This window comes from Nakamurella sp. A5-74 (genome assembly GCF_040438885.1).
Taxonomy (GTDB): Bacteria; Actinomycetota; Actinomycetes; order Mycobacteriales; family Nakamurellaceae; genus Nakamurella.
In genome coordinates, this window is the sequence record NZ_CP159218.1 from 932,186 (window position 1) to 954,202 (window position 22,017).

21 protein-coding genes are annotated in these 22,017 nt (G+C 68.4%); 13 read left to right on the top strand and 8 right to left on the bottom strand.

What is annotated here, in order from left to right; translation table 11 throughout:
* The first annotated feature begins 5 nt into the window (after positions 1–5).
* The 3 genes from ABLG96_RS04235 (at position 6) to ABLG96_RS04245 (ending at position 3,198) form a co-directional block, all read left to right on the top strand.
* Positions 6–971, top strand: coding sequence for an ABC transporter permease (locus tag ABLG96_RS04235; RefSeq protein ID WP_353650169.1), 966 nt, complete (start codon positions 6–8; stop codon positions 969–971).
* Between the two features lie 5 nt (positions 972–976).
* A complete protein-coding gene (locus ABLG96_RS04240) occupies positions 977–2,005 on the top strand; it encodes an ABC transporter ATP-binding protein (protein ID WP_353651373.1) in 1,029 nt (342 codons plus the stop codon).
* 167 nt (positions 2,006–2,172) lie between these two features.
* A complete protein-coding gene (locus tag ABLG96_RS04245; protein WP_353651374.1) occupies positions 2,173–3,198 on the top strand; it encodes an oligopeptide/dipeptide ABC transporter ATP-binding protein in 1,026 nt (341 codons plus the stop codon).
* Here ABLG96_RS04245 and ABLG96_RS04250 read toward each other — a convergent pair.
* Positions 3,195–4,223 (bottom strand): WYL domain-containing protein, encoded by a 1,029-nt coding sequence (locus tag ABLG96_RS04250; protein WP_353650170.1) that lies wholly within the window; start codon positions 4,221–4,223, stop codon positions 3,195–3,197. The genes ABLG96_RS04245 and ABLG96_RS04250 overlap by 4 nt on opposite strands.
* 99 nt (positions 4,224–4,322) lie before the next feature.
* Between ABLG96_RS04250 and ABLG96_RS04255 the strand changes: the two genes are divergently transcribed.
* The 3 genes from ABLG96_RS04255 (at position 4,323) to ABLG96_RS04265 (ending at position 7,803) form a co-directional block, all read left to right on the top strand.
* Complete coding sequence (locus tag ABLG96_RS04255) at positions 4,323–5,465, top strand: epoxide hydrolase family protein (protein WP_353650171.1); 1,143 nt, start codon at positions 4,323–4,325, stop codon at positions 5,463–5,465.
* Positions 5,466–5,542: 77 nt separating this feature from the next.
* The gene (locus tag ABLG96_RS04260; RefSeq protein WP_353650172.1) at positions 5,543–7,141 is read left to right on the top strand and encodes an ABC transporter substrate-binding protein; all 1,599 of its coding nucleotides are present in this window, start codon (positions 5,543–5,545) and stop codon (positions 7,139–7,141) included.
* A gap of 281 nt (positions 7,142–7,422) precedes the next feature.
* Positions 7,423–7,803, top strand: coding sequence for a GNAT family protein (locus ABLG96_RS04265; protein WP_353650173.1), 381 nt, complete (start codon positions 7,423–7,425; stop codon positions 7,801–7,803).
* A gap of 103 nt (positions 7,804–7,906) precedes the next feature.
* On the opposite strand, the gene ABLG96_RS04270 is transcribed toward ABLG96_RS04265, so the two are convergent.
* Both ABLG96_RS04270 and ABLG96_RS04275 read right to left on the bottom strand, forming a co-directional pair.
* Positions 7,907–9,478 carry an FMN-binding glutamate synthase family protein gene (locus ABLG96_RS04270; RefSeq protein WP_353650174.1) on the bottom strand — a complete coding sequence of 524 codons (1,572 nt, stop codon included), beginning with the start codon at positions 9,476–9,478 and terminating at the stop codon, positions 7,907–7,909.
* 7 nt (positions 9,479–9,485) lie between these two features.
* Positions 9,486–10,142, bottom strand: coding sequence for an N-acetylmuramoyl-L-alanine amidase (locus ABLG96_RS04275; RefSeq protein WP_353650175.1), 657 nt, complete (start codon positions 10,140–10,142; stop codon positions 9,486–9,488).
* On the opposite strand from ABLG96_RS04275, the gene ABLG96_RS04280 reads away from it, so the two are divergent.
* Genes ABLG96_RS04280 through recR form a run of 3 tightly spaced genes read left to right on the top strand, consistent with a single transcriptional unit; the run spans position 10,120 to position 11,862 of the window.
* Positions 10,120–10,941 carry a hypothetical protein gene (locus tag ABLG96_RS04280; protein ID WP_353650176.1) on the top strand — a complete coding sequence of 274 codons (822 nt, stop codon included), beginning with the start codon at positions 10,120–10,122 and terminating at the stop codon, positions 10,939–10,941. The two genes, ABLG96_RS04275 and ABLG96_RS04280, sit on opposite strands and share 23 nt — an antisense overlap.
* Positions 10,895–11,254, top strand: coding sequence for a YbaB/EbfC family nucleoid-associated protein (locus tag ABLG96_RS04285; protein WP_353650177.1), 360 nt, complete (start codon positions 10,895–10,897; stop codon positions 11,252–11,254). The genes ABLG96_RS04280 and ABLG96_RS04285 overlap by 47 nt, the downstream gene beginning before the upstream one ends.
* Before the next feature lie 5 nt (positions 11,255–11,259).
* Entirely contained in the window at positions 11,260–11,862 is a 603-nt protein-coding gene (recR, locus tag ABLG96_RS04290) for a recombination mediator RecR (RefSeq protein ID WP_353650178.1), read from the top strand.
* Positions 11,863–11,888: 26 nt separating this feature from the next.
* On the opposite strand, the gene ABLG96_RS04295 is transcribed toward recR, so the two are convergent.
* Both ABLG96_RS04295 and ABLG96_RS04300 read right to left on the bottom strand, forming a co-directional pair.
* Positions 11,889–12,617, bottom strand: a complete 729-nt coding sequence (locus ABLG96_RS04295) for a dienelactone hydrolase family protein (RefSeq protein WP_353650179.1) — start codon at positions 12,615–12,617, stop codon at positions 11,889–11,891.
* The gene (locus tag ABLG96_RS04300) at positions 12,614–13,189 is read right to left on the bottom strand and encodes a TetR family transcriptional regulator (RefSeq protein WP_353650180.1); all 576 of its coding nucleotides are present in this window, start codon (positions 13,187–13,189) and stop codon (positions 12,614–12,616) included. The genes ABLG96_RS04295 and ABLG96_RS04300 overlap by 4 nt, the downstream gene beginning before the upstream one ends.
* A gap of 180 nt (positions 13,190–13,369) precedes the next feature.
* On the opposite strand from ABLG96_RS04300, the gene ABLG96_RS04305 reads away from it, so the two are divergent.
* Positions 13,370–14,620 (top strand): MFS transporter, encoded by a 1,251-nt coding sequence (locus ABLG96_RS04305; RefSeq protein ID WP_353650181.1) that lies wholly within the window; start codon positions 13,370–13,372, stop codon positions 14,618–14,620.
* Positions 14,621–14,640: 20 nt separating this feature from the next.
* Here the strand turns inward: ABLG96_RS04305 and ABLG96_RS04310 are convergent, their stop codons facing one another.
* From ABLG96_RS04310 to leuA, 3 genes are all read right to left on the bottom strand, one after another.
* Positions 14,641–15,246: a hypothetical protein gene (locus ABLG96_RS04310; protein ID WP_353650182.1), complete on the bottom strand. Its 606-nt coding sequence runs from the start codon at positions 15,244–15,246 to the stop codon at positions 14,641–14,643.
* Positions 15,216–16,064 (bottom strand): DNA-formamidopyrimidine glycosylase family protein, encoded by an 849-nt coding sequence (locus ABLG96_RS04315; protein WP_353650183.1) that lies wholly within the window; start codon positions 16,062–16,064, stop codon positions 15,216–15,218. Before ABLG96_RS04315 ends, ABLG96_RS04310 begins: the two co-directional genes overlap by 31 nt.
* A 253-nt stretch (positions 16,065–16,317) precedes the next feature.
* Positions 16,318–18,126, bottom strand: a complete 1,809-nt coding sequence (gene leuA, locus ABLG96_RS04320; protein WP_353650184.1) for a 2-isopropylmalate synthase — start codon at positions 18,124–18,126, stop codon at positions 16,318–16,320.
* A gap of 493 nt (positions 18,127–18,619) precedes the next feature.
* Here leuA and ABLG96_RS04325 point away from each other — a divergent pair, with 493 nt between their 5' ends.
* The 3 genes from ABLG96_RS04325 (at position 18,620) to ABLG96_RS04335 (ending at position 21,998) form a co-directional block, all read left to right on the top strand.
* On the top strand, positions 18,620–19,588 hold the full coding sequence (locus ABLG96_RS04325) for a sugar ABC transporter permease (protein ID WP_353651375.1): 969 nt from the start codon (positions 18,620–18,622) through the stop codon (positions 19,586–19,588).
* Positions 19,589–19,596: 8 nt separating this feature from the next.
* The gene (locus tag ABLG96_RS04330; protein ID WP_353651376.1) at positions 19,597–20,502 is read left to right on the top strand and encodes a carbohydrate ABC transporter permease; all 906 of its coding nucleotides are present in this window, start codon (positions 19,597–19,599) and stop codon (positions 20,500–20,502) included.
* A gap of 83 nt (positions 20,503–20,585) precedes the next feature.
* Complete coding sequence (locus ABLG96_RS04335; protein ID WP_353650185.1) at positions 20,586–21,998, top strand: ABC transporter substrate-binding protein; 1,413 nt, start codon at positions 20,586–20,588, stop codon at positions 21,996–21,998.
* Positions 21,999–22,017: the final 19 nt, after the last annotated feature.

The window sequence follows — 22,017 nt, forward strand, 5'->3', positions numbered from 1 at the left end:
GGACCATGGCTCCGGAGCAGAAGAACTTGATCACCCACAAGCGCGACAAGATCGACGCGCTGGCCGCCACCGCCGTCGTCGACCCCGAGGACATCGCCGACGGCGGCTCGATCATCGCGGACGCCTGGCGTCGACTGCGGGTCAACCCGGTGTTCTGGGTGGGCGCGGTGATCATCTCGCTGTTCGTGCTGGTGGCGATCTTCGCCAACCTGATCGCCCCGCACGATCCCGGACAGTTGTTGTTGCGCAGCCAGACCCGGTTGGCGCGCAACCAACTCGCACCGCCGCAGCCGGGGTTCCTGCTCGGCGGCGACACCCTGGGCCGCGACTTCTTCTCCCGGTTGGTGCTCGGGTCGAGGCAGACGCTCATCGTCGGCGTGGTGGCGACGTTGATCGGGCTCACCGGCGGGCTCATCCTCGGAACCCTGGCCGGCGCTTTCGGCGGCGCAGTCGACACCGTCGTGATGCGCCTGGTCGACGTGATGCTGTCGATCCCCAGCCTGCTGCTGGCGGTGTCGGTCGCGGCGCTGTTCCAGAACCCCAGCCAGACCAGCGTGATCATCGCCGTCGCCACTGTGCAGGTACCGGTGTTCGCCCGGCTGCTGCGCGGACAGATGCTCGCCCAGCGGGAGTCCGACCACGTGCTCGCAGCCAGGGCGCTCGGGGTCAAGCGGACCCCGATCGTGCTGCGGCACATGCTGCCCAACTCGCTCTCCCCGGTGATCGTGCAGGCCACCCTGGTGGTCGCGGTGTCGATCATCGACGCGGCCGCGCTGTCGTTCCTCGGTCTCGGTTCCCAAGACGTCGCCCAACCCGAATGGGGCCAGATGCTCGGCGAGGCGCAGCAGCGGATCGACTCCTATCCGTCGCTGGCCTTCTGGCCGGCCGGCTGCATCGTGTTCGTGGCACTCGGTTTCACGCTGCTCGGCGAGTCGATGCGTGAAGCCCTCGATCCCAAGAACCGGCGGTGAGTGAGATGGCACTGCTGTCCGTGGAAGACCTGAAGGTGGAGTTCCGGCGTCGCGGCGTCGCGCCGTTCACCGCCGTGGACGGGGTGAGCTTCGACGTCGATCCCGGTCGCACCGTCGGCCTGGTGGGCGAATCCGGCTGCGGCAAGTCGGTCACCAGCCTCGCGATCATGCGGTTGCTGCCCAGCCGCGGCAACCAGGTGACGGGCTCGGTACGTTTCGACGGCACCGATCTGCTCACGCTGTCGAAGTCGCAGATGCGGGACAAGCGCGGCGCCGACGTCGCGATGGTGTTCCAGGACCCGCTGTCCAGCCTCAATCCCGTGGTGTCGATCGGGTTGCAGGTGACCGAGGTGCTCAAACGGCACCGGGGGATGAGAGGTGCTGCGGCAGAACGCGAAGCCAAGGATTTGTTGGAGCAGGTCGGCATCCCGGACCCGGCCCGTCGGCTGCGCGAGTATCCGCACCAACTCTCCGGCGGCATGCGTCAACGGGCGCTGATCGCGATGGCGCTCGCCTGCCGTCCACGACTGCTGATCGCGGACGAACCCACGACCGCACTGGATGTCACCATCCAGGCGCAGATCCTGGCACTGCTCAGCACTCTCGTGCGGGAGCACGGGACGGCGATGATCATGATCACCCACGACCTCGGGGTCGTCGCCGGGCTGTGCGATGAGGTGAACGTGCTCTACGGCGGCCGGATCGTGGAGCGGGCCGACCGGCACGAGCTCTTCGCGCACCCACAGCACCCGTACACCAACGGACTGCTGGCCTCGATCCCGCGACTGGACGGTGATGTCGGCGAGCGACTGAACCCGGTGCGCGGCAGCGTTTCCGACAACATCCCGTGGTCCACCGGTTGCGCGTTCGCTCCGCGGTGCGACAACGCTGTGGAGGCCTGCCGGGTCTCCTCGCCCGCGCTGGAGCCGGCACCCGTCGGGTTGGAGCACCAGTTGCGCTGCTACAACCCGGTCGCACCGGACGGTCACAGCGCGGCCGGCACCGCGGTCCTGACGAAGGGAGGGCCGGCATGAGCGGCCCGGACGAGGAGCAGGTCGAGCCGCAGTTCGAACAGCGCATCGCGGATCTGCACGTGGAGGGCCTGGCGCCGACCGATGCGCCCACCGAGGCAGACGTGGCCGAGGGGTCGGTGGGTGCTGCCGCCCTGTCGGCGCTCACTGCCGATCTGAAGCCCGAGGACATCCTGCTCGAGGTCGATGACCTCAAGGTGCACTTCCCCATCAAACGCGGCGCCATCTTCGATCGCACGATCGGCTACGTCTACGCCGTCGACGGCGTCTCGCTGGCCGTGCGCAAGGGCGAGACCTACGGCCTGGTCGGCGAGAGCGGTTGTGGCAAGAGCACTCTGGGTCGCGGCATCCTCCGTCTCACCGAACCCACGTCCGGCAAGGTGATCTTCGACGGCACCGACATCGCGAGTCTGAAGAACGAGGAGCTGCGCCGGGCCCGCCGCCGGATGCAGATGGTCTTCCAGGATCCACTGGGATCGCTCGATCCGCGGCAGAGCGTCGAATCCATCCTGACGGAAGGGCTCAAGGCCCACGACCTGGCCGGTACCAAGCAGCAGACGTCCAAGGCGTTGCGGGAGCTGCTCGGCTCGGTGGGCCTGCCGTCCTCCTCGCTGCGCAAGTATCCCCACGAGTTCTCCGGCGGCCAGCGTCAGCGGATCGGGATCGCCCGCGCGCTCACCGTGAACCCCGATCTGATCGTCGCCGACGAACCGGTGTCGGCGCTGGACGTCTCGGTACAGGCCCAGGTGATCAACCTGCTCGAGGACCTGCAGATCGAGCGCAACCTGACCTATCTGGTGATCGCCCACGACCTGGCCGTCGTCCGGCACATCTCCGATCGGGTCGGCGTGATGTACCTCGGTGCGCTGGTCGAGGAGGCGCCGTCGGCCAGCGTCTATGCCGAACCGCTGCATCCGTACACCCGCGCGCTGATGTCGGCTGTCCCGGTCCCCGATCCGGTGCTGGAGGACAGCCGCGAGCGGATCATCCTGCGCGGCGATCTCCCGTCGCCGGCGAACCCGCCCACCGGCTGCCGGTTCCACACCCGGTGCCCCTGGAAGCAGGACACCCTGTGCGACACCGAGCGTCCGGTGCTCACCGAGCTCAAACCGGGCCATCGGGTTGCCTGTCACTACGCGGTCGACATCGCCTCCGGGAAGCTCAAGCCGAATGAGCTGGCGCTGGAAGTGATCTAGGCCAGATCCGTCAGCAGGAGTGGGCCGGAGGCCGGCGAGGGTCCCGACGCGCTCGTTCCTCGCTTGCCGGCCATCGCCGCCGCATCACGAGCGACCGCAGACAGCCTCTGCCGCAAGGCATCCGGAACGATGATCTCCAGCGGGAGGTCGGCTCCGAGCAGCATGAGCGCGACTGCCCGCAGGTGACGGGGCTCGGCGCGGATCACCCCGACGACCGCCGGCGCCGGGGTTCCGGCGGGTGCGGGCAGGATCTCCATCCGGTGTGCGGGAGCCAACGCGCGAACGTCCTCGGCAGCGGCGAGGAACAGCACCTCGCAGCGCAGTGTTGCCGTCCCCGAACCGCGGATGCCGGCGGCGACCGTCGCCTGCGCGTCGAAGTCCGGGGGTACGACGATCCGCAGATCGGTCTCGTGGACACGGGTGATCCGGTCGATCCGGAATGTCCGGACTGCGCGTCGCAGACCACAGAACCCGGTGACGTACCAATGCCCGGCCATCTGCACCACCCCGTACGGGTCGAGCGGGCGGCTGGCAGTCCCGGTCGGTCCGCGGTAGTCGATCTGCACGTGGTGGCGACGTGCGGTCGCCAGCGCCAACGCGAGCAGCTGGGCGTCGGCGACGGGATCGTCACCCAACAGGCTGATCTGTTGCGCGGCCACGACATCGGCGAGTGACGCGAGCGCCGCCCCGTACTTGTCGGAGAGCACCCTGCTCAGTCGGGTCCGGGCGCCGGCCACGGCAGCTGCCAGCCGGGAGTCACCGGCGGCGGCACCGAGCGCGAGGGCGAGGGCGAGGGCGAGAGCCTCCTCGTCGGTGAACCGCAGGGCCGGCAGGCTCGAATCCCGTACGAGCCGCACCCCGCCATGTCGCCCGGGGGTGACGGCCACCTCGACGCCGCGCTCCGACATCTGCCCCAGATCGCGCCGCACCGTCCGCTCGCTCGCACCGAGCTGCTCGGCGAGCTCGCCCGTCGTCGTGCGTTCCCTGGCGCGCAGGAGATCGAGCATGCGCGTGATGCGGTCCATCCCGTCATTCTGCCGCTGAACCTGGCCAGATGCTGACCGGGTTCGGTCCTAGCGTTGGTGGTGGACGAACTGCCTGAACACCGACCGAAGGACGACGTGATGACCCCGAGACCGTTCACCATCGACATTCCCGCCACCGACGTCAGCGAACTGCAGCGTCGACTCAGGTCGACCCGATTCCCCGAGGTCCCACCCAACACCGACTTCGCCCGCGGGACCTCTGGGGAGTACCTGCGTGAGCTGGTCAGCGCCTGGGCGGACGATTTCGACTGGCCTGCAGCGCAGGCTCGGTTGAACGAGATCCCGCAGTTCGTCGCGGAGGTGTCGGCCGGCGGGGACGCGAGCGAGCCGTCTCGGATCCACTACCTGCACGCCACCAGCACGGACCCGGAGGCGATCCCCATCCTGCTGGTGCACGGCTGGCCGGACAGTCCTTTCCGCTTCCGGACGGCGATCCCGCTGCTCACCGAACCCACGACGTCGGGACCGGCTTTCGAGGTGATCGCACCCTCGTTGCCGGGCTTCCACTTCTCCGGGAACACGGCGCTGCACACTGACGCGGTCGCCGATCTGTTCGCAGCCTTGATGACCGAGCTCGGTCACGAGAAGTTCGTGCTCGCCGGCGGCGACATCGGGTCAGGGGTGGGCCTGTCGATGGGTCGGCGGCATCCCGACCGACTGATCGGGCTGCACCTGACCAATGCGGACTATCCGAGCGGCAACGAACCCGGCCTGACTGCTGACGAACGGGCCTACGCCGACTTCATCCAGCAATGGTGGTTCACCCAGGGCGGGTACGCGGCGGTGCAGTCGACGAAGCCGCAGATCGTCGGTCCGGGTCTGGCGGACTCGCCGGCCGGCCTGGCCGCATTCATGCTCGGCCTGATCGACACCGGTGCCCACGCGCATGACGTCGAGGCGGCGTTCGGCGGACGGGACGAGCTGCTCGTCAACTTCAGCCTGTACCACTTCACCAACTCCGCGGCCTCCGCTGCCGATGCCTACTGGGCGCAGTCGGCGGGAAGTGCCTGGGGTGCAACGCCGGCGCGGGTGGAGGTGCCGACCGGCTTCGCGATCTTCCCGCGTGAGGCGCAGTCACCCAGGGAGTGGTGCGAGCGGCAGGCGACGGTGGTGCGCTACACGAAGATGCCGCGAGGGGGTCACTTCGCAGCTCTCGAAGTGCCGGACGACTACGTGGGTGAGCTGCGATACTTCGTCCAGGATCTCCTCGACCGGGACTGACCCGGCGGGGCGGGAGTGTTGATCACGACCGGACCTGTGTGCCGGGATCCCGGACCAGAGGCAGGGGGAGGAGATCGGTGCGCGCCAGCAGAGCCTGGGTGGTCGGTGGGGTGGTAGCGATGGTCGCCGCTGCCGCTCTCGTGGCGGGAGTGGCCGCGGGACCGGTGGTGGATGGGGTGGCACGCTCTGCTGTCGCGGTGAGCAGCGGCGGTTCTGCGACACCGCCCGTCACCGCGTCGACCGGGGCGGCCCAGCGGCCGGCCCCGTCGCCGTCCCCGGCGCTCGACGAGTCCCAACTCCTCAGGATCGGCAACCCGGCCCTCTACGCCGACGAGACCTCCCCGACCACTGCCGGTGCCGGACCCACCGGCCTGGCGTGGCGCCAGGTCTTCCGCACGCTGACCCGGTACGAGTCCGGCTCGCTCGAACTCCGGCCCGATCTCGCCACGTCCTGGTCGATGGTGTCCGGCGGACGCACCTGGATGTTCCACCTGGCGCCCGGGAGAACGTTCCAGGACGGCACCCCGGTGGATGCGTCGGCCATCTGCGCCAACATTGATGCCTGGGCCGAGCAGGGTGACCACCTCGGCTGGGACTGGTACCTCTCGGGGAACGACTACCTGGGCTGCGATGCGGTCGAGCAGACCGTCACGGTTCGCTTCGAGGAGGGTGTTGCCAACCTCCCGCATCTGTTCTCCGAGGTGTCGTTCTCCATCGTCGCTCCGGACTCGATCGGAACCGACGACCCCGTGGGCTCCGGGCCCTACCGCTACGCAGGGGTCCAGGACGGGACGATCCGGCTCACCGCCGTGGATCCCGGGGCGGCCGGACCGGACGTGATCGAGATGGTCGAAACCTCCACGGTCTCTGCTGCGGTCTCGGACCTGAGGGCCGGTCGACTCGACGTGGTCGTGGGGGCCGCCGGCGACGAGATGGGCGGCGACACCGGGGTGCGTCGGATCGTCGCGGCCGAGGACACCATGACGACCGTCAACCTGTTGGCCGGCGGACAGCGACTTCGGGATCCGAAGGTGCGCCGTGCGCTGGTCGCTGCTCTGGACCCGACGGCGCTCTCGGACCTGATGGGGGCCCGTCCGAGCCTGACGCTCGCTCCCGGCGTGCTGGGTCTGGGGGCCTACGACCATCCTGGCGGCGGCGCCGCCGCGGCGAGAAAGCTGTTGAAGGGCAGCAAGGTCGAGCCTCTGGTGATCGGGGTGGGTGACACCGGGGAGGTCGATCTGGAACAGGCGCGGGTCGTCCAGCGTCAGTTCGACCGGGTGGGAGTCAGTGCCAGCATCTCCAGTGCCGCTGACCCGGACGAGTTCTACGAGAAGCTGCGCGCCGGCCGGTACGACGTCACTGTCGAGACGTTCTACGCGGACAATCTCGACCCTGCGGAGTACGTCTCCGGGTTCGATCCCCGGGGTGCCTACCGGTCGCTGCTGCCCGTTGCGGACCGTTCAGAGGTGGAGGAGATGTCGGACCGGACGTTCGCTGCGGGAGATCCCCGCTCGCGCCGCGCCGGTGCCACGGTGATGCTCGAGAAGCTGGTGGACACGTCCGTCATGGTGCCGATCGCCGGTGCGCCTCGGGCGGACTGGGTGGCTGCCCGGGTGAGAAGTTGGCCGACGGGACCGTTCGGCATCGTCGATCTCGCGCAAGTGCGGTTGAAGTGAGCAGGGCGCAGCCGTGCGGTCCGCCGGGAATCCGGGCCAGATCTGGACTCCGTCGATGACCCAGCCGCAATGGACGACACCGGAGCAAGCTCAACGGTACGGCGCCTCGCTGCTGGGCGGAGAGCGGATCGTGTTGCGCCCCACCACTGACGACGATCTGGCGGCGCTCGCGCAGTGGTGGGCGGAGCCGGAATGGGCTGCCCTACAACAGCTCGTGGTTCAGCCCAGGCCCTCGGTGTCGACCGTCGAGATGTTCCGCACCTGGAGTCAGAATGCCGGCGGTGAGCTGGGTGTTGGCTTCAGCGTCACCGCTGGCCACCAGCGGAGAACTCGTCGGGCACGTCACCCTGCATGGCCGACACCAACCGGCGAGGATCGCGACGTTCGCGATCGTGATGGGTCCGGACCACGTCGGGCAGGGTCTGGGCACCGAAGCCACTCGGATGATGGTTCGCTATGGCTTCGAGGAACTGGGTCTGCACGAGATCGAACTCCAGGTCTGGTCGTACAACCGGCGCGCGATCCGCAGCTACACCAAGGCGGGCTTCGTGATCGAGGGTGAGCGCCGCGCAGCAACCTTCCATGCCGGTGCCTTCCACGGCGAGACGCTGATGGGCATCCTGGCGGACGAGTACGGGCAGCTCTGCCGAGCGAGCGAGTGACTGACGAGGAAGTTCCCGTCGATGTGCATTCCGGCAGGACGTCCTGCCGGAATGTCGATCGAGCGCTATCTCCTGGTCATGGAACCGCCCCGTCGGCGCAGACTCAGTCCGTGTGCTGGGTGGTCGCGTTCTCGTCGCCGTCGTGGGTGAGCGCCGCCAGCAACGCGTCCATCTGCGCCCCCCTCGGGAGGCCCCATCCAGGCCGATACCCGTAGACCTCGGGTGCCGGTACAGCTTTCGACTGCCCGTCGAGGATCTCGATGGCGTCCAACGGGATCAGTGCCGGATGCGGAACCCCGCAGGCCTCCGACACCTTGAGCAGGTCCCGGCGGAGCGCGCGCACGTAGTCGGCGAGGCGCTCCGCCTTGTCCGTCGGGTCCAGACCCCTCTGCAGCCAACGGTTCTGGGTGGCCACACCGGTGGGGCAGTGGTCGGTGTGGCAGCGCTGCGCCTGGACACAGCCGATCGCCATCATCGCCTCGCGGCCGACGTTGACCATGTCGCAGCCCAGTGCCAGAGCCACGATCGCGTTCTCCGGCAGGCCGAGCTTGCCGGAGCCGATGAACGTCACCCGGTCGTCGATCCCGGCCTCGGCGAACGCGCGGAAGACTCGCGGGAAGCCCAGGCGGAAGGGAAGCGAGACGCTGTCGGTGAAGACCAGGGGGGCGGCGCCGGTGCCACCCTCACCGCCGTCCACCACGACGAAATCGACCCCGCGGTCACCCGGGATCATCGCTGCAACGAGCTGGTCCCAGAACTCGGTGTCTCCGACAGCGGACTTGATGCCCACCGGCAGTGAAGTTGCGGCAGCGACGGTCTCGGTGAAGTCGAGCATCTCGTCGACGGTGCTGAAGACGGCGTGTCGGGACGGGCTCGCACAGTCGACGCCGACCGGGATCCCGCGGATGTCCGCGATCTCCTGGGTCACCTTGACTCCGGGGAGCAGTCCGCCGAGGCCGGGCTTGGCTCCCTGACTGAGCTTGATCTCGATCGCCCTGACCGGTGCGGACGCCACCAGATCGACCAGCCGCTGCAGGTCGAAGCGACCGTGCTCGTCGCGGCACCCGAAGTAACCGGTGCCGATCTGGAACACCAGATCACCGCCGCTGCGATGGTAGGGCGACAGTCCGCCCTCGCCGGTGTCCTGCAGGCAGCCGGCCTTGGCCACTCCGCGGTTGAGTGCGGTCACCGCCGCCGCCGACAGCGACCCGAAGCTCATGCCGGAGACGTTGACGATCGACTGCGGACGGAACGCGCCCGCCCGCTTCCTGGCTGCTCCCAACACTTTCGCCGACGGGAGGACCACGTCCTCACCGGCGTGCACGCCGGTGTGCGGGCCGACCGCAGACAGCGTGCGGTGCTTGATGATCGGGTAGCCGGGGGTACGTTCGACATCGTTGTCGGTACCGAAACCGAAGTAGTTGTTCTCCCGTTTCGCGCTGGCGTAGATCCACCGCCGCTGGTCGCGGGAGAACGGGCGCTCCTCGTCGTTACCGGTGACGATGTACTGCCGCAGCTCGGGCCCGACCTTCTCCAGCAGGTACCGCAGGTGACCGATCACCGGGAAATTGCGGAGGATCGCGTGCTTGCGCTGGATGAGGTCGTAGGCCGTGATCGCCGCGCCCGCGACGATCGGCGCTACCGCTACCGCCCTCTTCGTCGAGGACCGCGCCATCGTCGCCTCAGCGGCCGATCAGGTACTGCACGACACCGGCGGCGATACCGTCGGCGTACTGCTGCTGGCCGTCCGCCGACGACATGGTCTCGGCGTCACCCGCATTGCGCATGTTGCCCATCTCGACCATCACGGTCGGCTTCTGCGACAGGTTGAGGCCGGCGAGATCGCCACGCTTCCAGAGCCCGTCTGAACCGAGGTGGTTGCTGGGGGAGAAACCGGTGTTCACCAGCCCGCTGCGGACGTCGTCCGCCAGCCGCGCCGACTGGGCAGCGGTGGCCGAACCGGCGGGGTCACGTTCGGCGGTCATCACGTAGAAACCGTTGGCCGAGGCGTCGTCACCGTCGCCGTGGATGGAGACGACAGCGGCCGCCTCCGAGTTGTTGCCGATCGCCGCCCGGTCGTTGACGCAGGGACCGACGCCGTCGTTGGAGTCGCGGGTCATCACCACCGTGATCCCCCTGGCTTCCAGTGCCGCCTTGAGCTGCAGGGAGACCTTCCAGTTGAACAGTGCCTCGGTGTACCCGGCGTTCGTCTCGGTGCCCGTGGTGTTGCAGGCCTTGCGCTGACCGAAGCCGGCGTCCACCTGCTTGTTGATGATCTCCGGGTGCTCGAAGTTCTGACCGTTGTGGCCAGGATCGATGACGACGATCTTCTTCGTCATCCTGCCGCCGCCGGTGCTGGTGGGCTTGACCGGCGTGCTGATCGGCTCGGCGGGGGTGGCGGGCGGCTGCGGAGTGCTGGTCGGTTCCGCGGGAGGTTCAGTGGTCGGCTGCGTCGGTGTCGTCGTCTCGGTGGTGGTGGTCTGCTGCGGGGCGCTCGTCGGACTCGTGGTCGCCGGAGTGGACGTGGGAGTGGTCGCGGGAGTGGACGTGGGAGTGGACGTGGGAGTGGACGTGGGAGTGGACGTGGGAGTGGACGTGGGAGTGGACGTGGGAGTGGAGGCCGGCGGGATCGTCGACCGGCTGGTCCTGGTGCTCGGCGGGACCGCCGACGAGCTGGCGGAGGACGACGCCGAGCTGGCGGAGGACGCCGACGAGCTGGCGGAGGACGACGCCGAGGGCTTCGCCGGAGCGCTGGAGGAAGGCTTCGACGAGGCCGGGGAACTCAGGCCGGGCACGGTGATGGTGGGTGAGACGGGCGCCGATGGCGCGGAGCTGCTGGAGACCGCCGACGGCAGCGCACTCGGATCGGGCACCGCCGATGTCGAGGTACCACAGCCGCTCAGCACGACGGCCAGAGCAAGGACGGGGATCAGGGCAGCAGGCACCACGCGGACACGCATGGAGCCCAGAGTGCCAGCCCTGCGGGGTCGTACCGTGTCGAAACCACGCGTGTCGGCCGGATCTCCTACTGTGGAGGGCGAGTCCCTTCCGCCGGGAGGGCCGGATGGGAGTCAGTCGGATGCAGCCCGGAATGCCAGACCTGGCCCAGATCGTCCTCAAGGCCCAGCAGATGGGTGACGCCGTCCAACGCGCCCAGGCTGCGTTGGCCGAGCAGAGCTTCACGGGTACCGCGGGCGGCAACCTCGTCCGCGCCGAGGTCACCGGCGACGGTGAGCTCCGAGCCGTCACCATCGATCCGGCCGCCATCGATCCTGACGACGTCGAGACCCTCGGTGACCTGGTGGTCGCCGCCGTACGCGATGCCCAGCGACAGGTAGCCGAGGAGCGCGACGCCATCGTCGGTGATGCCACCGGCGGGTTCGACCTGGACGCGCTCGGGCTGGGCGACATGGGTCTGCCACTGCCGCCGGCCGCGCCCGGCGAGCGCTGACAGACGTGTACGAAGGTCCGGTACAGGATCTGATCGACGAGCTCGGCCGACTCCCCGGGATCGGTCCCAAATCCGCCCAGCGCATTGCCTTCCACCTGCTCACGGTGGATCCGACCGACATCGATCGGCTGCAGAACGCGCTGCGCCGGGTGAAGGACGAAGTCACGTTCTGTTCTGTCTGCGGCAACGTCTCCGAAGGAGAGTTGTGCCGGGTCTGCGCTGATCCGCGTCGCGATGCGACCCTGATCTGCGTGGTCGAGGAGTCCAAGGACGTCGCCGCGGTCGAGCGCACCCGGGAGTTCCGTGGTCGCTACCACGTGCTGGGCGGGGCGATCTCGCCGATCGACGGGATCGGTCCCGATCAGTTGAGGATCGCCGAGTTGCTGCGCCGGATCGCCGAACCCGGTGTCTCCGAGGTGATCCTGGCGACCGACCCGAATCTCGAGGGTGAGGCGACCGCCACCTATCTGGTCCGGTTGTTGCACACGTTCCCCGGATTGACGATCACCCGGCTCGCCTCCGGTCTCCCGGTGGGTGGTGATCTGGAGTACGCCGACGAGATCACCCTCGGACGAGCATTCTCCGGGCGGCGGACCGTCGAGGTCTGACGTCGGAGCAGGGTCCTGCCGGGACGTCAGGTCGGACTGACCGCCCTCGGGTCCGCGCGCAGGTGGACGTCGAAGAACGCGAGGATGCGACGCCTGGCGTCGGCCGTCGAGGCATGGTCATAGCCCACACCGGCGACCTTGGCGAGGGTCGTCAGCGGTGAGGGCGGGTTGTACCGGTTCATGAAGCCGTGGCCGACCTTCGGGTACTCCTTCACGTCAGCGACCACCCCGGCCGCGTCGAGGGCCGCGGACAGCTTCGCCGCACCCTGCGGAATCTCCCTGTCCTTGGCGCCGTAAGCGGCGACTATCGGACAGGCGCCGGCAAGCACCTCGGCTGCGTCGTCCGGGATCATCCCGTAGTTGACGCTCATCGCCGACCAGCCGGGGTCGGAGGCCATCAGCAGCGCGAACCCTCCGCCCAGGCAGAATCCGATGGCGCCGACGGTGCCGGTGCACCGTTCGTCGGCTGCCAGCACGGCTCTGGCCGTCTCGACCTTGTCGAAGACCGATCCGCGGTGGGAGGCGAGCTGGCTGAACATGCTCCTGATGCAGCGCACCATCGATCTGCCGTCGTACAGATCCGGGACAGCCACCAGGTAGCCGGCAGCGGCGAGCCAGTCGGCCTGCTCGCGCATGTCGTCGCCGAGCCCGAAGATGTCGTGGATGAGGACCACCCCGGGCCAGGGTCCGGGACGGTCCGCGGTGGGGACCGGAACTGCCAGGTACTCGACGTGTGCCGCGAGCGTGTCACTCATCTGGGACCTTCCGGTGGAGTGTGTGCCGCCGACGCCACCGACACCAGTCGGTCGATGGTGCCGGTCAAGACCTCGGCAGGGGGGTGCCGCAGGCCGGCGATCGCCGACAGATACCAGCCGTTGCCCACCTGCAGGACGATCTCGGCAGTGATCGGGTCGCCGATCGCTGCCCGGACCGGCTCCTCCCAGGCGGCGAAGATCTGGCCGAAGACGTCGGAAAGATCGGGTTCGTCCGTGACGACCCCGGAACCGGTGCGGGTCTCCTGCAACGCATTGATCAGCGCCAGGATGAAGCCGCGTTCGTGTTCGTCCCGCGGGGCCACATACTCCAGGTAGCGGCGCACCACCTCCTCGGGATGCATCAGCGTCCCCAGTTCCGCCTCCACCGACGCCCTGGTCTGGGCGACGAGCCCCTCGTAGAGCGCCTGCTTGCTGGGGAAGTGGTAGAGCAACCCGCCCTTGGACACGGCTGCTTCCGCCGCGACAGCCTCCAGCGTTGCTGCCGAGCTGCCGCCTCTGGCGAGCACGACGCGCAGCGCCCCCAGGATGCGATCTCGCGTGTCGCGTGCCATCCGTGCCTCCTGTGTCAGCCGAACCGTACCGACGGTTGTCGAAAAGGGGTGTCCGGACGCGGCAGGATGGAATAAACTGTACCGGCTGGACGGTTTAGTTGGACGTACCGTCATGGCACGTCCTTTCCCCACGACGAAGCACCGTGCATGTCTCGGCAGGCTTCGAACGGAGCAGCACCCATGTTCGGCCCCTACCTCGATGTCCTCCGTCTCCCCGGCGCGGCCCGGTTCAGCGCTGCCGGAGCGCTCGCCCGCATGCAGATGTCGATGTCCGGCGTCGGCGCGGTCCTGCTGATCTCCGACGTCCGCGGGTCGTACGGGCTCGCCGGAGCTGTCTCGGCGACCTTCGCGATCTCGGCGGCGGTGGCCGGTCCGGTCGTGTCGCGCCTGATCGACTCCCGCGGTCAGCGCAGGGTCGTCCCGTGGCAGTTGGCGCTGCATCTGCCGGCGCTCGCCGCAATGATCGGGTTCGGCGTCTTCACCCAGCTCACCTGGCCGATCCTGGTGCTCGCGGTGTTGGCCGGCGCCGGCGTCCCCAGCGTCGGCACGCTCGTGCGCGCGCGATGGTCGAAATTGCTGTCCGGCACCCCGATGCTGCGGACGGCGTTCGCCTGGGAGTCCTTGATCGACGAGATGGTGTTCATCCTCGGTCCGGTACTCGCCACCGTGCTGGCGCTGCAGCTCTTCCCGTCGGCTGCGCTGGTGTTCGCCGCGATCTTCCTGACCGTCGGGCTGGTCTTCCTCCTGAGCCAGGTGCGTACCGAGCCGGTTCCGTCCGGCGCGTCGCATCGCGCTGTTGGGCGTCCCGCCCTGCTGCTGCCCGGCGTCGCCGGGGTTGCCCTGGTCTTCCTGCTGCTCGGCGGGGTGTTCGGTTCGCTCGAGGTGGCCACCGTGGCGACCACGAAGGAAGCCGGTGCTCCTGGCACGGCTGGGATCATGCTGGCTCTCTACTCGGTCGGTTCGCTGCTGTCCGGTCTGGTGTTCGGTGTGCTGGAGCTCAGGGCATCGCTCTTGCGACAGTTCGTGTTCTCGACGGCGGCGTTGGCCGTCGTCTCACTGCCGCTGACGTTCCTGGATTCGATGTGGCTGCTCGGCGGCGGCCTGTTCGTCGCCGGCCTGGCAGCGGCGCCGGCGCTGATCTCGGGCATGTCGCTGCTCCAGCGACTCGTTCCGGCGGATCGGCTCACCGAGTCGTTGTCCTGGGCGAACTCCGGGATGGCCGTGGGTCTGGCCATCTCGATGCCGGCCGCCGGGTACATCTCCGACCGTGCGCCTGCGCAGCAGTCGTACTGGGTGCTGTCCGGCTGCGCGATCGGCGCGTTCGTCGTCGTGCTGGCCGTGCTCGGTTCGCTGCGGCGCGCCCAGCAGGCGTCGGAGGACCGGATGGCTTTCGCCGCCCTGACCGGGAAGCCGGAGCTCGCCGCGCTCTGATCGCCCCCGTGGGCACCGCGTCAGTCCGGAACCGGGAGCGAGCCGTCGATGATCACGTCGGCTCGCTCCCTGGTCCGTTCGCGGGCGAACAGCTGCACCTCCTGGGCCGCCCACCGCTCCCAATGTGGTCGGAACGTCTCGCCGTCCCGGGCGATGCCGCGCTCGTAGCGCAGCGCGAGCGGTGCCTCGACGAACAGCAGCAGGCCCAGATGCCTTGCCGCAGCACGGGTTCCACAGCTCACGCCTTCGACGACGACGAACCGCTGGGCCGGGACGTCCCGCCAGGGACCCGCGGCACCCGCTGTCCAGTCGTGGCTCTCGTACCGTCCGTCCCGTCCTGCGGACAACGGTTGCAGGATCTGGGTGACGAGCTTCCCCGCCGCCTCGGCGAGGCCGTCCCAACCAGGAACGAGATCGTCGAGGTGCACCACGCCGGCGTCGGGGAGCGCAGTGCCCAGCCGATCCGCCAGAGTGGTCTTGCCCGACCCGGCCGGTCCGTCGATGCCGATGACACACACCTGTCCGACCGTGGCTGCTGCGATGTGGGCCCTGGCGACCAGATCCGCGATCGACGGGTTGGTTGCCGGCGTCGTGGTCACCCCGCTCGCCGCGTGCGTCGCTGACATCCAGGACACCAGAACAGGTTCCGGTTCGCGAGCTCGGACTTTCGGATCGTCGTCCCACAGAGCAGGCAGGGCTCGCCGGTTCGGCGATAGACGTACTGCGGACTTCGTCGCCCTTCTTCTCTGCGGACGCGGGGGGACTCGACGTCCTCGGGCCGCAACGTCTCGATCCGGCCCACCCGTAGGCCGACGGCCATCAGCTCGACCAGGTCGGACCAGATCGCGTGCCACTCGCGGCGCTTGAGCTGCCGACCCGTCATCAGCGGATCGAGTCGGTGGCGGAACAACACTTCGGCGCGGTAGACGTTTCCGACTCCCGCGATCACCGACTGGTCCATCAGCAGACCGGCGATCGGCGCCCGGGACCGGCTGATCCGCTGCCAGGCGAGGTCCGGGTCGGTCGCGGGATCGTCCACCCGGAGTGGGTCGGGACCGAGCCGAGCCAGGATCGCATCGACCTGCGCCTCGTCGACGATCCGGCAGTCGGTGGGCCCGCGGAGGTCCGCTGTCCCACCGAGCTCGACGGGGTCGGTGCTCAACCGCCACCGGAGCGCGCCGCGAGGTTCGGCGGGCTCACCGTCGGTGTAGGTCACCTTGCCCAGCAGCCCGAGGTGGACGTGCACGGTCGTCGGCAGGTGCTCGGTGCCGAAGTGGCAGAACAGGTGCTTGCCCCAGGCTTCCGCCCGCAGCATCATCAGGCCGTCGAGCACTGCGGCGTCCGGTGCGAAACGCCCCTGGGGGCTGGACGAGTGGGTCGGGTGGCCGGCGAACCTGCGCGTGTAGGTACGCGCCATCCGGTGCAGGGTGTGGCCTTCAGGCATGCCGGGCTCCGCGCGTCATCATCCCCACAGTGTGCCCAGACCGGCACCGGCCATGCGAAGGCCCCGCCCCGAGATCACCTCTCGGACGGGGCCTTCGTTGCAGTCGTGGCGGGGCGGGTCAGCGGGCCTCGTAGGCGGCTGGGTCCGTACGTTCAACGGGCCGAGGTCGACCTTGTCGATCTACCGGGTGATCGGGGCGGCGAACTCCAGGACATCGGAGCCCTGCCCAGCCGGATCCTGCGTCGGTCCGGCGTCAGACCCGATCTGCTGCGAACTCGATACCCCGGGCGGCGGCGCGGTTCACCGCGGAGACGACGGCCCGCAGCGATGCGGTGGTGATCGACGAGTCGACGCCGACGCCCCACAACACCTCACCATCGATGACGCACTCGAGATAGGCAGCAGCCGTCGCATCGCCGCCGGCCGAGAGAGCGTGCTCGACGTAGTCGAGAACCCGGACGTCGTAGCCGATCTCGTGCAGGGCCGCACAGAAACCGGCAACCGGGCCGTTGCCGGAGCCGGTGATCACCTGGTCCTGGCCGTTCACCACGACCCGGGCGGCGACCTCGTCGGGCCCCTCGTCGTCGGGGCTCTGGACGCGCGCGCGCACCAGTTCCACCGGAGCCGTCCGGCGCAGGTACTCGTCGGCGAAGTAGCTGTACATGTGCTGCGGCGAAACCTCACCGCCGGCTGACTCGGTGACGCCCTGCACGACCTTCGAGAACTCGATCTGCAGACGGCGCGGCAGGTCGAGGCCGTGCTCGGTCTTCATGACGTACGCAACTCCGCCCTTGCCGGACTGCGAGTTGACCCGGATGACGGCCTCGTAGGAGCGGCCGAGGTCCTTCGGATCGACGGGCAGGTACGGGACCTGCCAGGTGAAGTCCTGCACTGGGACTCCGGCAGCATCGGCATCCCGCTTGAGGTGGTCGAAGCCCTTGTTGATCGCGTCCTGGTGCGAACCGGAGAACGCGGTGAACACCAGGTCGCCGCCGTAGGGATGGCGTTCCGGCACGGCCAGCTGGTTGCAGTACTCGACCGTCCGGCGCACCTCGTCGATGTCGGAGAAGTCGATCTGCGGGTCGACACCCTGGCTGAACATGTTGAGCCCCAACGTGACCAGGCAGACGTTGCCGGTGCGCTCGCCGTTGCCGAACAGGCAGCCCTCGATCCGATCGGCGCCGGCCTGGTAGCCCAGTTCGGCGGCCGCGACCCCGGTCCCGCGGTCGTTGTGCGGGTGCAGCGAGAGCAGCAGTGAATCGCGCCGCGCCAGGTTGCGGTGCATCCACTCGATGGAGTCCGCATAGACGTTGGGGGTGGCCATCTCGACGGTGGCCGGCAGGTTGACGATCATCGGCCGGTCCGGGGTCGGCTGCCACAGCTCGGACACCGCGTTGCAGACCTCGACCGCGTACTCCAGCTCGGTGCCGGTGTAGGACTCGGGCGAGTACTCAAAGCGCCAGTCGGTGTGCGGGTACTTCTCCGACCAGCGCAGCACCTCCTCGGCGCCGGAGGTCGCGATGCCCTTGATGCCGGCGCGGTCCTGGCCGAACACCACTCGCCGCTGCAGGGTGGAGGTCGAGTTGTACAGGTGCACGACGGCGGAGTGGCTCCCCTCCAAGGCCTCGTAGCTGCGGGCGATCAGCTCGGGCCGGGCCTGGGTCAGGACCTGGATCCGGACGTCGTCCGGGATCGCGTCCTGCTCGATGATCTCGCGGACGAAGTCGAAGTCGGTCTGGCTCGCAGCCGGGAAGCCCACCTCGATCTCCTTGTAGCCCATCGCCACCAGCAGGTCGAACATCTTGCGCTTGCGCGCGGGCGACATCGGGTCGATCAGGGCCTGGTTGCCATCACGCAGGTCGACCGCGCACCACAGCGGCGCCTTCGTGATCATGTTCTCGGGCCAGGTGCGGTCGGGCAGGTCGATCGGAGTGAACGGCTGGTACCGGCGGTGCGGCATCTGCGAGGGGCGCTGGCGGTTCCACGACGGCTGGTCGGCGGGGATCTCGCCGGCGGGGGTGTTGCTGGTGGCCACGTCGGGGGTGGCAGGGGAGGTGGTCATGAGGGGTTCCGTTCAGGAGCTGAGGGGGAACCGGCTGCACGCACGCATGCTGATCGCCGCGACGGAGGAGCCGGTTGTCTCGAGGATCAGGCTCCGTCGCGGCGACTAAGAAGCAGGGCCGTCCGGGGGGACGGAGCTGCGATGCTCACCACACGCAGGACTGTACCCGAGGTCGCACGATGGCCGACCAGGAGGTCGGACCAGGAGGGCGGACCAGGAGGGCGGACCGGACGCCGGCCCGGGTCACCGATCGGAAACGATTTCCGTGGGCTGGGTCACAGGTGCCACTGGAGGCAGTTAGTGTTCGACCGCCGGTAACCGCAGGGACGCTGCCCGGACACCTCGTCGGCGGAGCGTCTGTGCGGTCGTACGAGCAACACGGGTTGTCAGGACATGTACGTTTCGCAAACGTCCTGGCGCCGTCACCTCGGACGCGGTACTGGAATTCCATCCAGACATCGTCGGACCGAGGTGAAGGAGGTCAGCAGTGGCAGTGGTGAGCGCGACCGACGAGGTCGCCGCAACCCGGAGCCGATCCGGACCCGACAGCTCCGAGCCACCCGCACGTCGCAAGCGGGTTCGGCAGTTCACCGCCAGGGACAAGCGGGACTTCCCGATCTTCCTGGTCCTGGCGTTGCCCAACATCGCGTTGATCGTCGCGTTCATCTACCGCCCGGTCATCCAGAACTTCTACTACTCGACGCTCGACTGGACGACCGGCAGCACCTCGGCCACCAGCATCGGGCTGGCGAACTACCAGGAGTTCTTCGGTGATCCGGAAGCGATCGGTGTCCTGCGGGTGACCCTGGTGTTCACCGTGGTCACGGTGGCCGGATCGATGGCTCTGGGACTGCTGCTCGCGACCGTCCTCAACCGCAAGCTGGCCGGACGCACCTTCGCCAGGGCGACGATCTTCGCGCCGTATGTGCTGTCCGGTGTCGGCGTCGGCCTGATCTGGGTGTTCATCTTCGACCCGACGGTCGGGGTGCTCGGTGCGATCCTGCGCAGCTTGGGCGCGTCGAGTCCGGAGTGGTTCAACAACGACAACCTCACGTTGTGGATGGTCGTCATCGTCTATGTCTGGAAGAACCTCGGCTACTGCGCGGTGATCTACCTGGCCGCCATGCAGGCGGTCCCGAAGGACCTGCTGGAGGCAGCCGCGATCGACGGGGCGTCCGGCAAACGGGCGTTCTTCTCGGTCATCCTGCCGCTGCTGTCGCCGACCACCTTCTTCCTGCTGCTCACCACGATGCTGAACTCCCTGCAGGCCTTCGACCTGATCAAGATCATGACGCCGCTGGGCAACGGCACCACCACACTGATGTACGAGTCCTACCTGCAGGCGTTCCAGGTCGGGCGGGCCGGCTACTCCGCCGCCGTGTCGACCATCCTGTTCGCCATCCTGCTGGTGATGACGGTCGTCCAACTGGGCGTGCTCGAGCGGAAGGTGCACTACTCATGAGTGTCCCGATGCCGACAGCCGTCGACGACATCATCGACTCCTCGACCGGTGGTCGGAGGACCGGAAAGCCGGACGGACCGTTCACCCGCTCCAACATCGTCGGCACCATCGTTGGTGGCTACCTGCCGTTGATCCTGGCCACCCTGGTGATCGCCCTGCCGCTGATCTGGATGGTGCTCGGATCACTGAAGACCCCCGGCGAGATCGTCACCACCACGCCGAAGATCTTCCCGCAGGATCCCGGTCTCGGTGCCTACCAACAGGTCTCCGAGCGGATCAGCATCGGCCGGATGTTCCTCAACTCCACGATCGTGACGGTCGTCGGAGCGAGCATCAAGGTGCTGCTGGCCGTGACCACCGCCTACGCGCTGGTGTTCGTGCGGTTCCCGTTCAAACGGGTCATCTTCATGGGCATCCTGGTGGCGCTGATGGTGCCGCCGCAGGTCGCCCTGCTGCCCAACTACGTGCTGATCGCCGGCCTCGGCGGCGTTGACACCTATTGGGGCATCATCCTTCCCGGGCTCGGTACGGCGTTCGGCACCTTCCTGCTCCGTCAGCACTTCATGTCGCTGCCCAAGGAGATCACCGAGGCGGCCGAGATCGACGGCGCCGGTCACTTCAAGCGGCTGTTCCGGGTGATCGTGCCGATCTCCGGCCCGACCATCGCCACCGTGGCGCTGGTGACGATCGTCAACGAGTGGAACGACTACATCTGGCCGCTGATCATCACCACGCAGTCCCGGATGATGACACTCCCGGTCGGCCTGACCCTGCTGCGCAACAGCGAGGGCAATGCCGGCGACTACCCCGTGCTGATGGCGGGCGCCGTGCTCGTGCTGCTCCCGGTGCTGATCGTCTTCGCGGCCCTGCAGCGGTTCATCGTTGCCGGACTCACCCAGGGAGCCGTCAAGTGACCGCTCACCCAGCCTCTCCCGTCCCACCCCATCCGCCCACCACTCGGGTGGCGGACCCTGCACTGCTGGAAAGGAAATCTCGGATGTCGCTGAATCTTCCCGATCCGTTGGCCGCTCTCGGTTCCAAGGCGGTGGACCGTCGTCGCTTCCTCGGTCTCGCCGGACTGGGCGCCGGCGCGATGGCGCTGGCCGCCTGCGGCGGACCGACCACCGCGCCCGCCGGCAGCGGCGGCGCGACGTCGTCGGCCGCCGCCGCCGTCGACTTCACCGGTGTCAAACCGGCCGCGTCGATCTCGTTCTGGTCGAACCACCCGGGCGGCTCCGAGGACGTGACGAAGGAGATCATCAAGGCCTTCAACGCGACCGACGAGGGCAAGGGCATCGAGGTCAAGCTCGTCACCGCCGGTGCGAACTATGAAGAGGTCGCGACGAAGTTCCAGACCGCCCAGGCGGCCGGAGCGGCGTCGCTGCCGGAGCTCGTGGTGTTCTCCGACGTCTGGTGGTTCCGGTACTTCCTGGCCGGATCGATCACCCCGATGGACCCGCTGATCGCGGCCACCAAGATCGACACCGGCGCGTACCGCCAGGGCCTGCTCGCCGACTACCAGTACAACGGCTCCCAGTGGGCGATCCCATGGGCCCGTTCGACGCCGCTGTTCTACTACAACAAGGACCACTGGAAGTCGGCAGGTCTCGAGGACCGCGCGCCCAAGACCTGGGCCGAGTTCGCCGAGTGGGCTCCCAAGCTCGCGTCGGCCAACCCGAAGGCGAAGCCGTACCAGCACGCGGCGCTGGCCGACTACGCCGGTTGGACCTTCCAGAACATCCTGTGGGGCTACGGCGGCGGTTGGTCGAAGGACTTCGACCTGTCGATCATGACCTCGGACGCGTCGGTGCAGGCGATCCAGTTCCTGCAGGACTCGGTCTACACGGGCAAGTGGGCGGGAGTCTCCTCCAAGTCGGCCACCGACGACCTCATCGCCCAGGCGACCAGCGCGGCGCTCGGCTCGACCGGCTCACTGGTCGGCGTGCTCGACGGCGCCAAGGGCAAGTTCGAGGTGGGTGTCGGGTTCCTGCCCGGCGGTCCGACGTCCGCGTCCCCGGTCTGCCCGACCGGCGGTGCCGGCGTCGGCATCCCGAAGGGGATCGAGCCGGCCCGCCAGCTCGCTGCCGCGACGTTCGTCAAGTTCCTCACCAGCCCGGAGATGACGGTGAAGTTCTCCGAGGCGACCGGCTATCTGCCGGTGCGTGAGGATGCGGACACGACAGCGCTGATCGCCGACAACCCGCTGCGCAAGACGGCGATCGACCAGCTCGCCGTGGTGCGCAAGCAGGACAACGCACGGGTGTTCATCCCGGGCGCCGACCAGGAGATCGCCGCTGCGATGGGCAAGGTCCTCACCGCGCAGGCCGGCGTCAAGGATTCGCTGACGGCGCTGCAGACGAAGCTGCAGAGCCTCTACGACTCGCAGGTCAAGTCGAAGATCGGCGGCTGACCGCTCGGTCGTCGTAGTC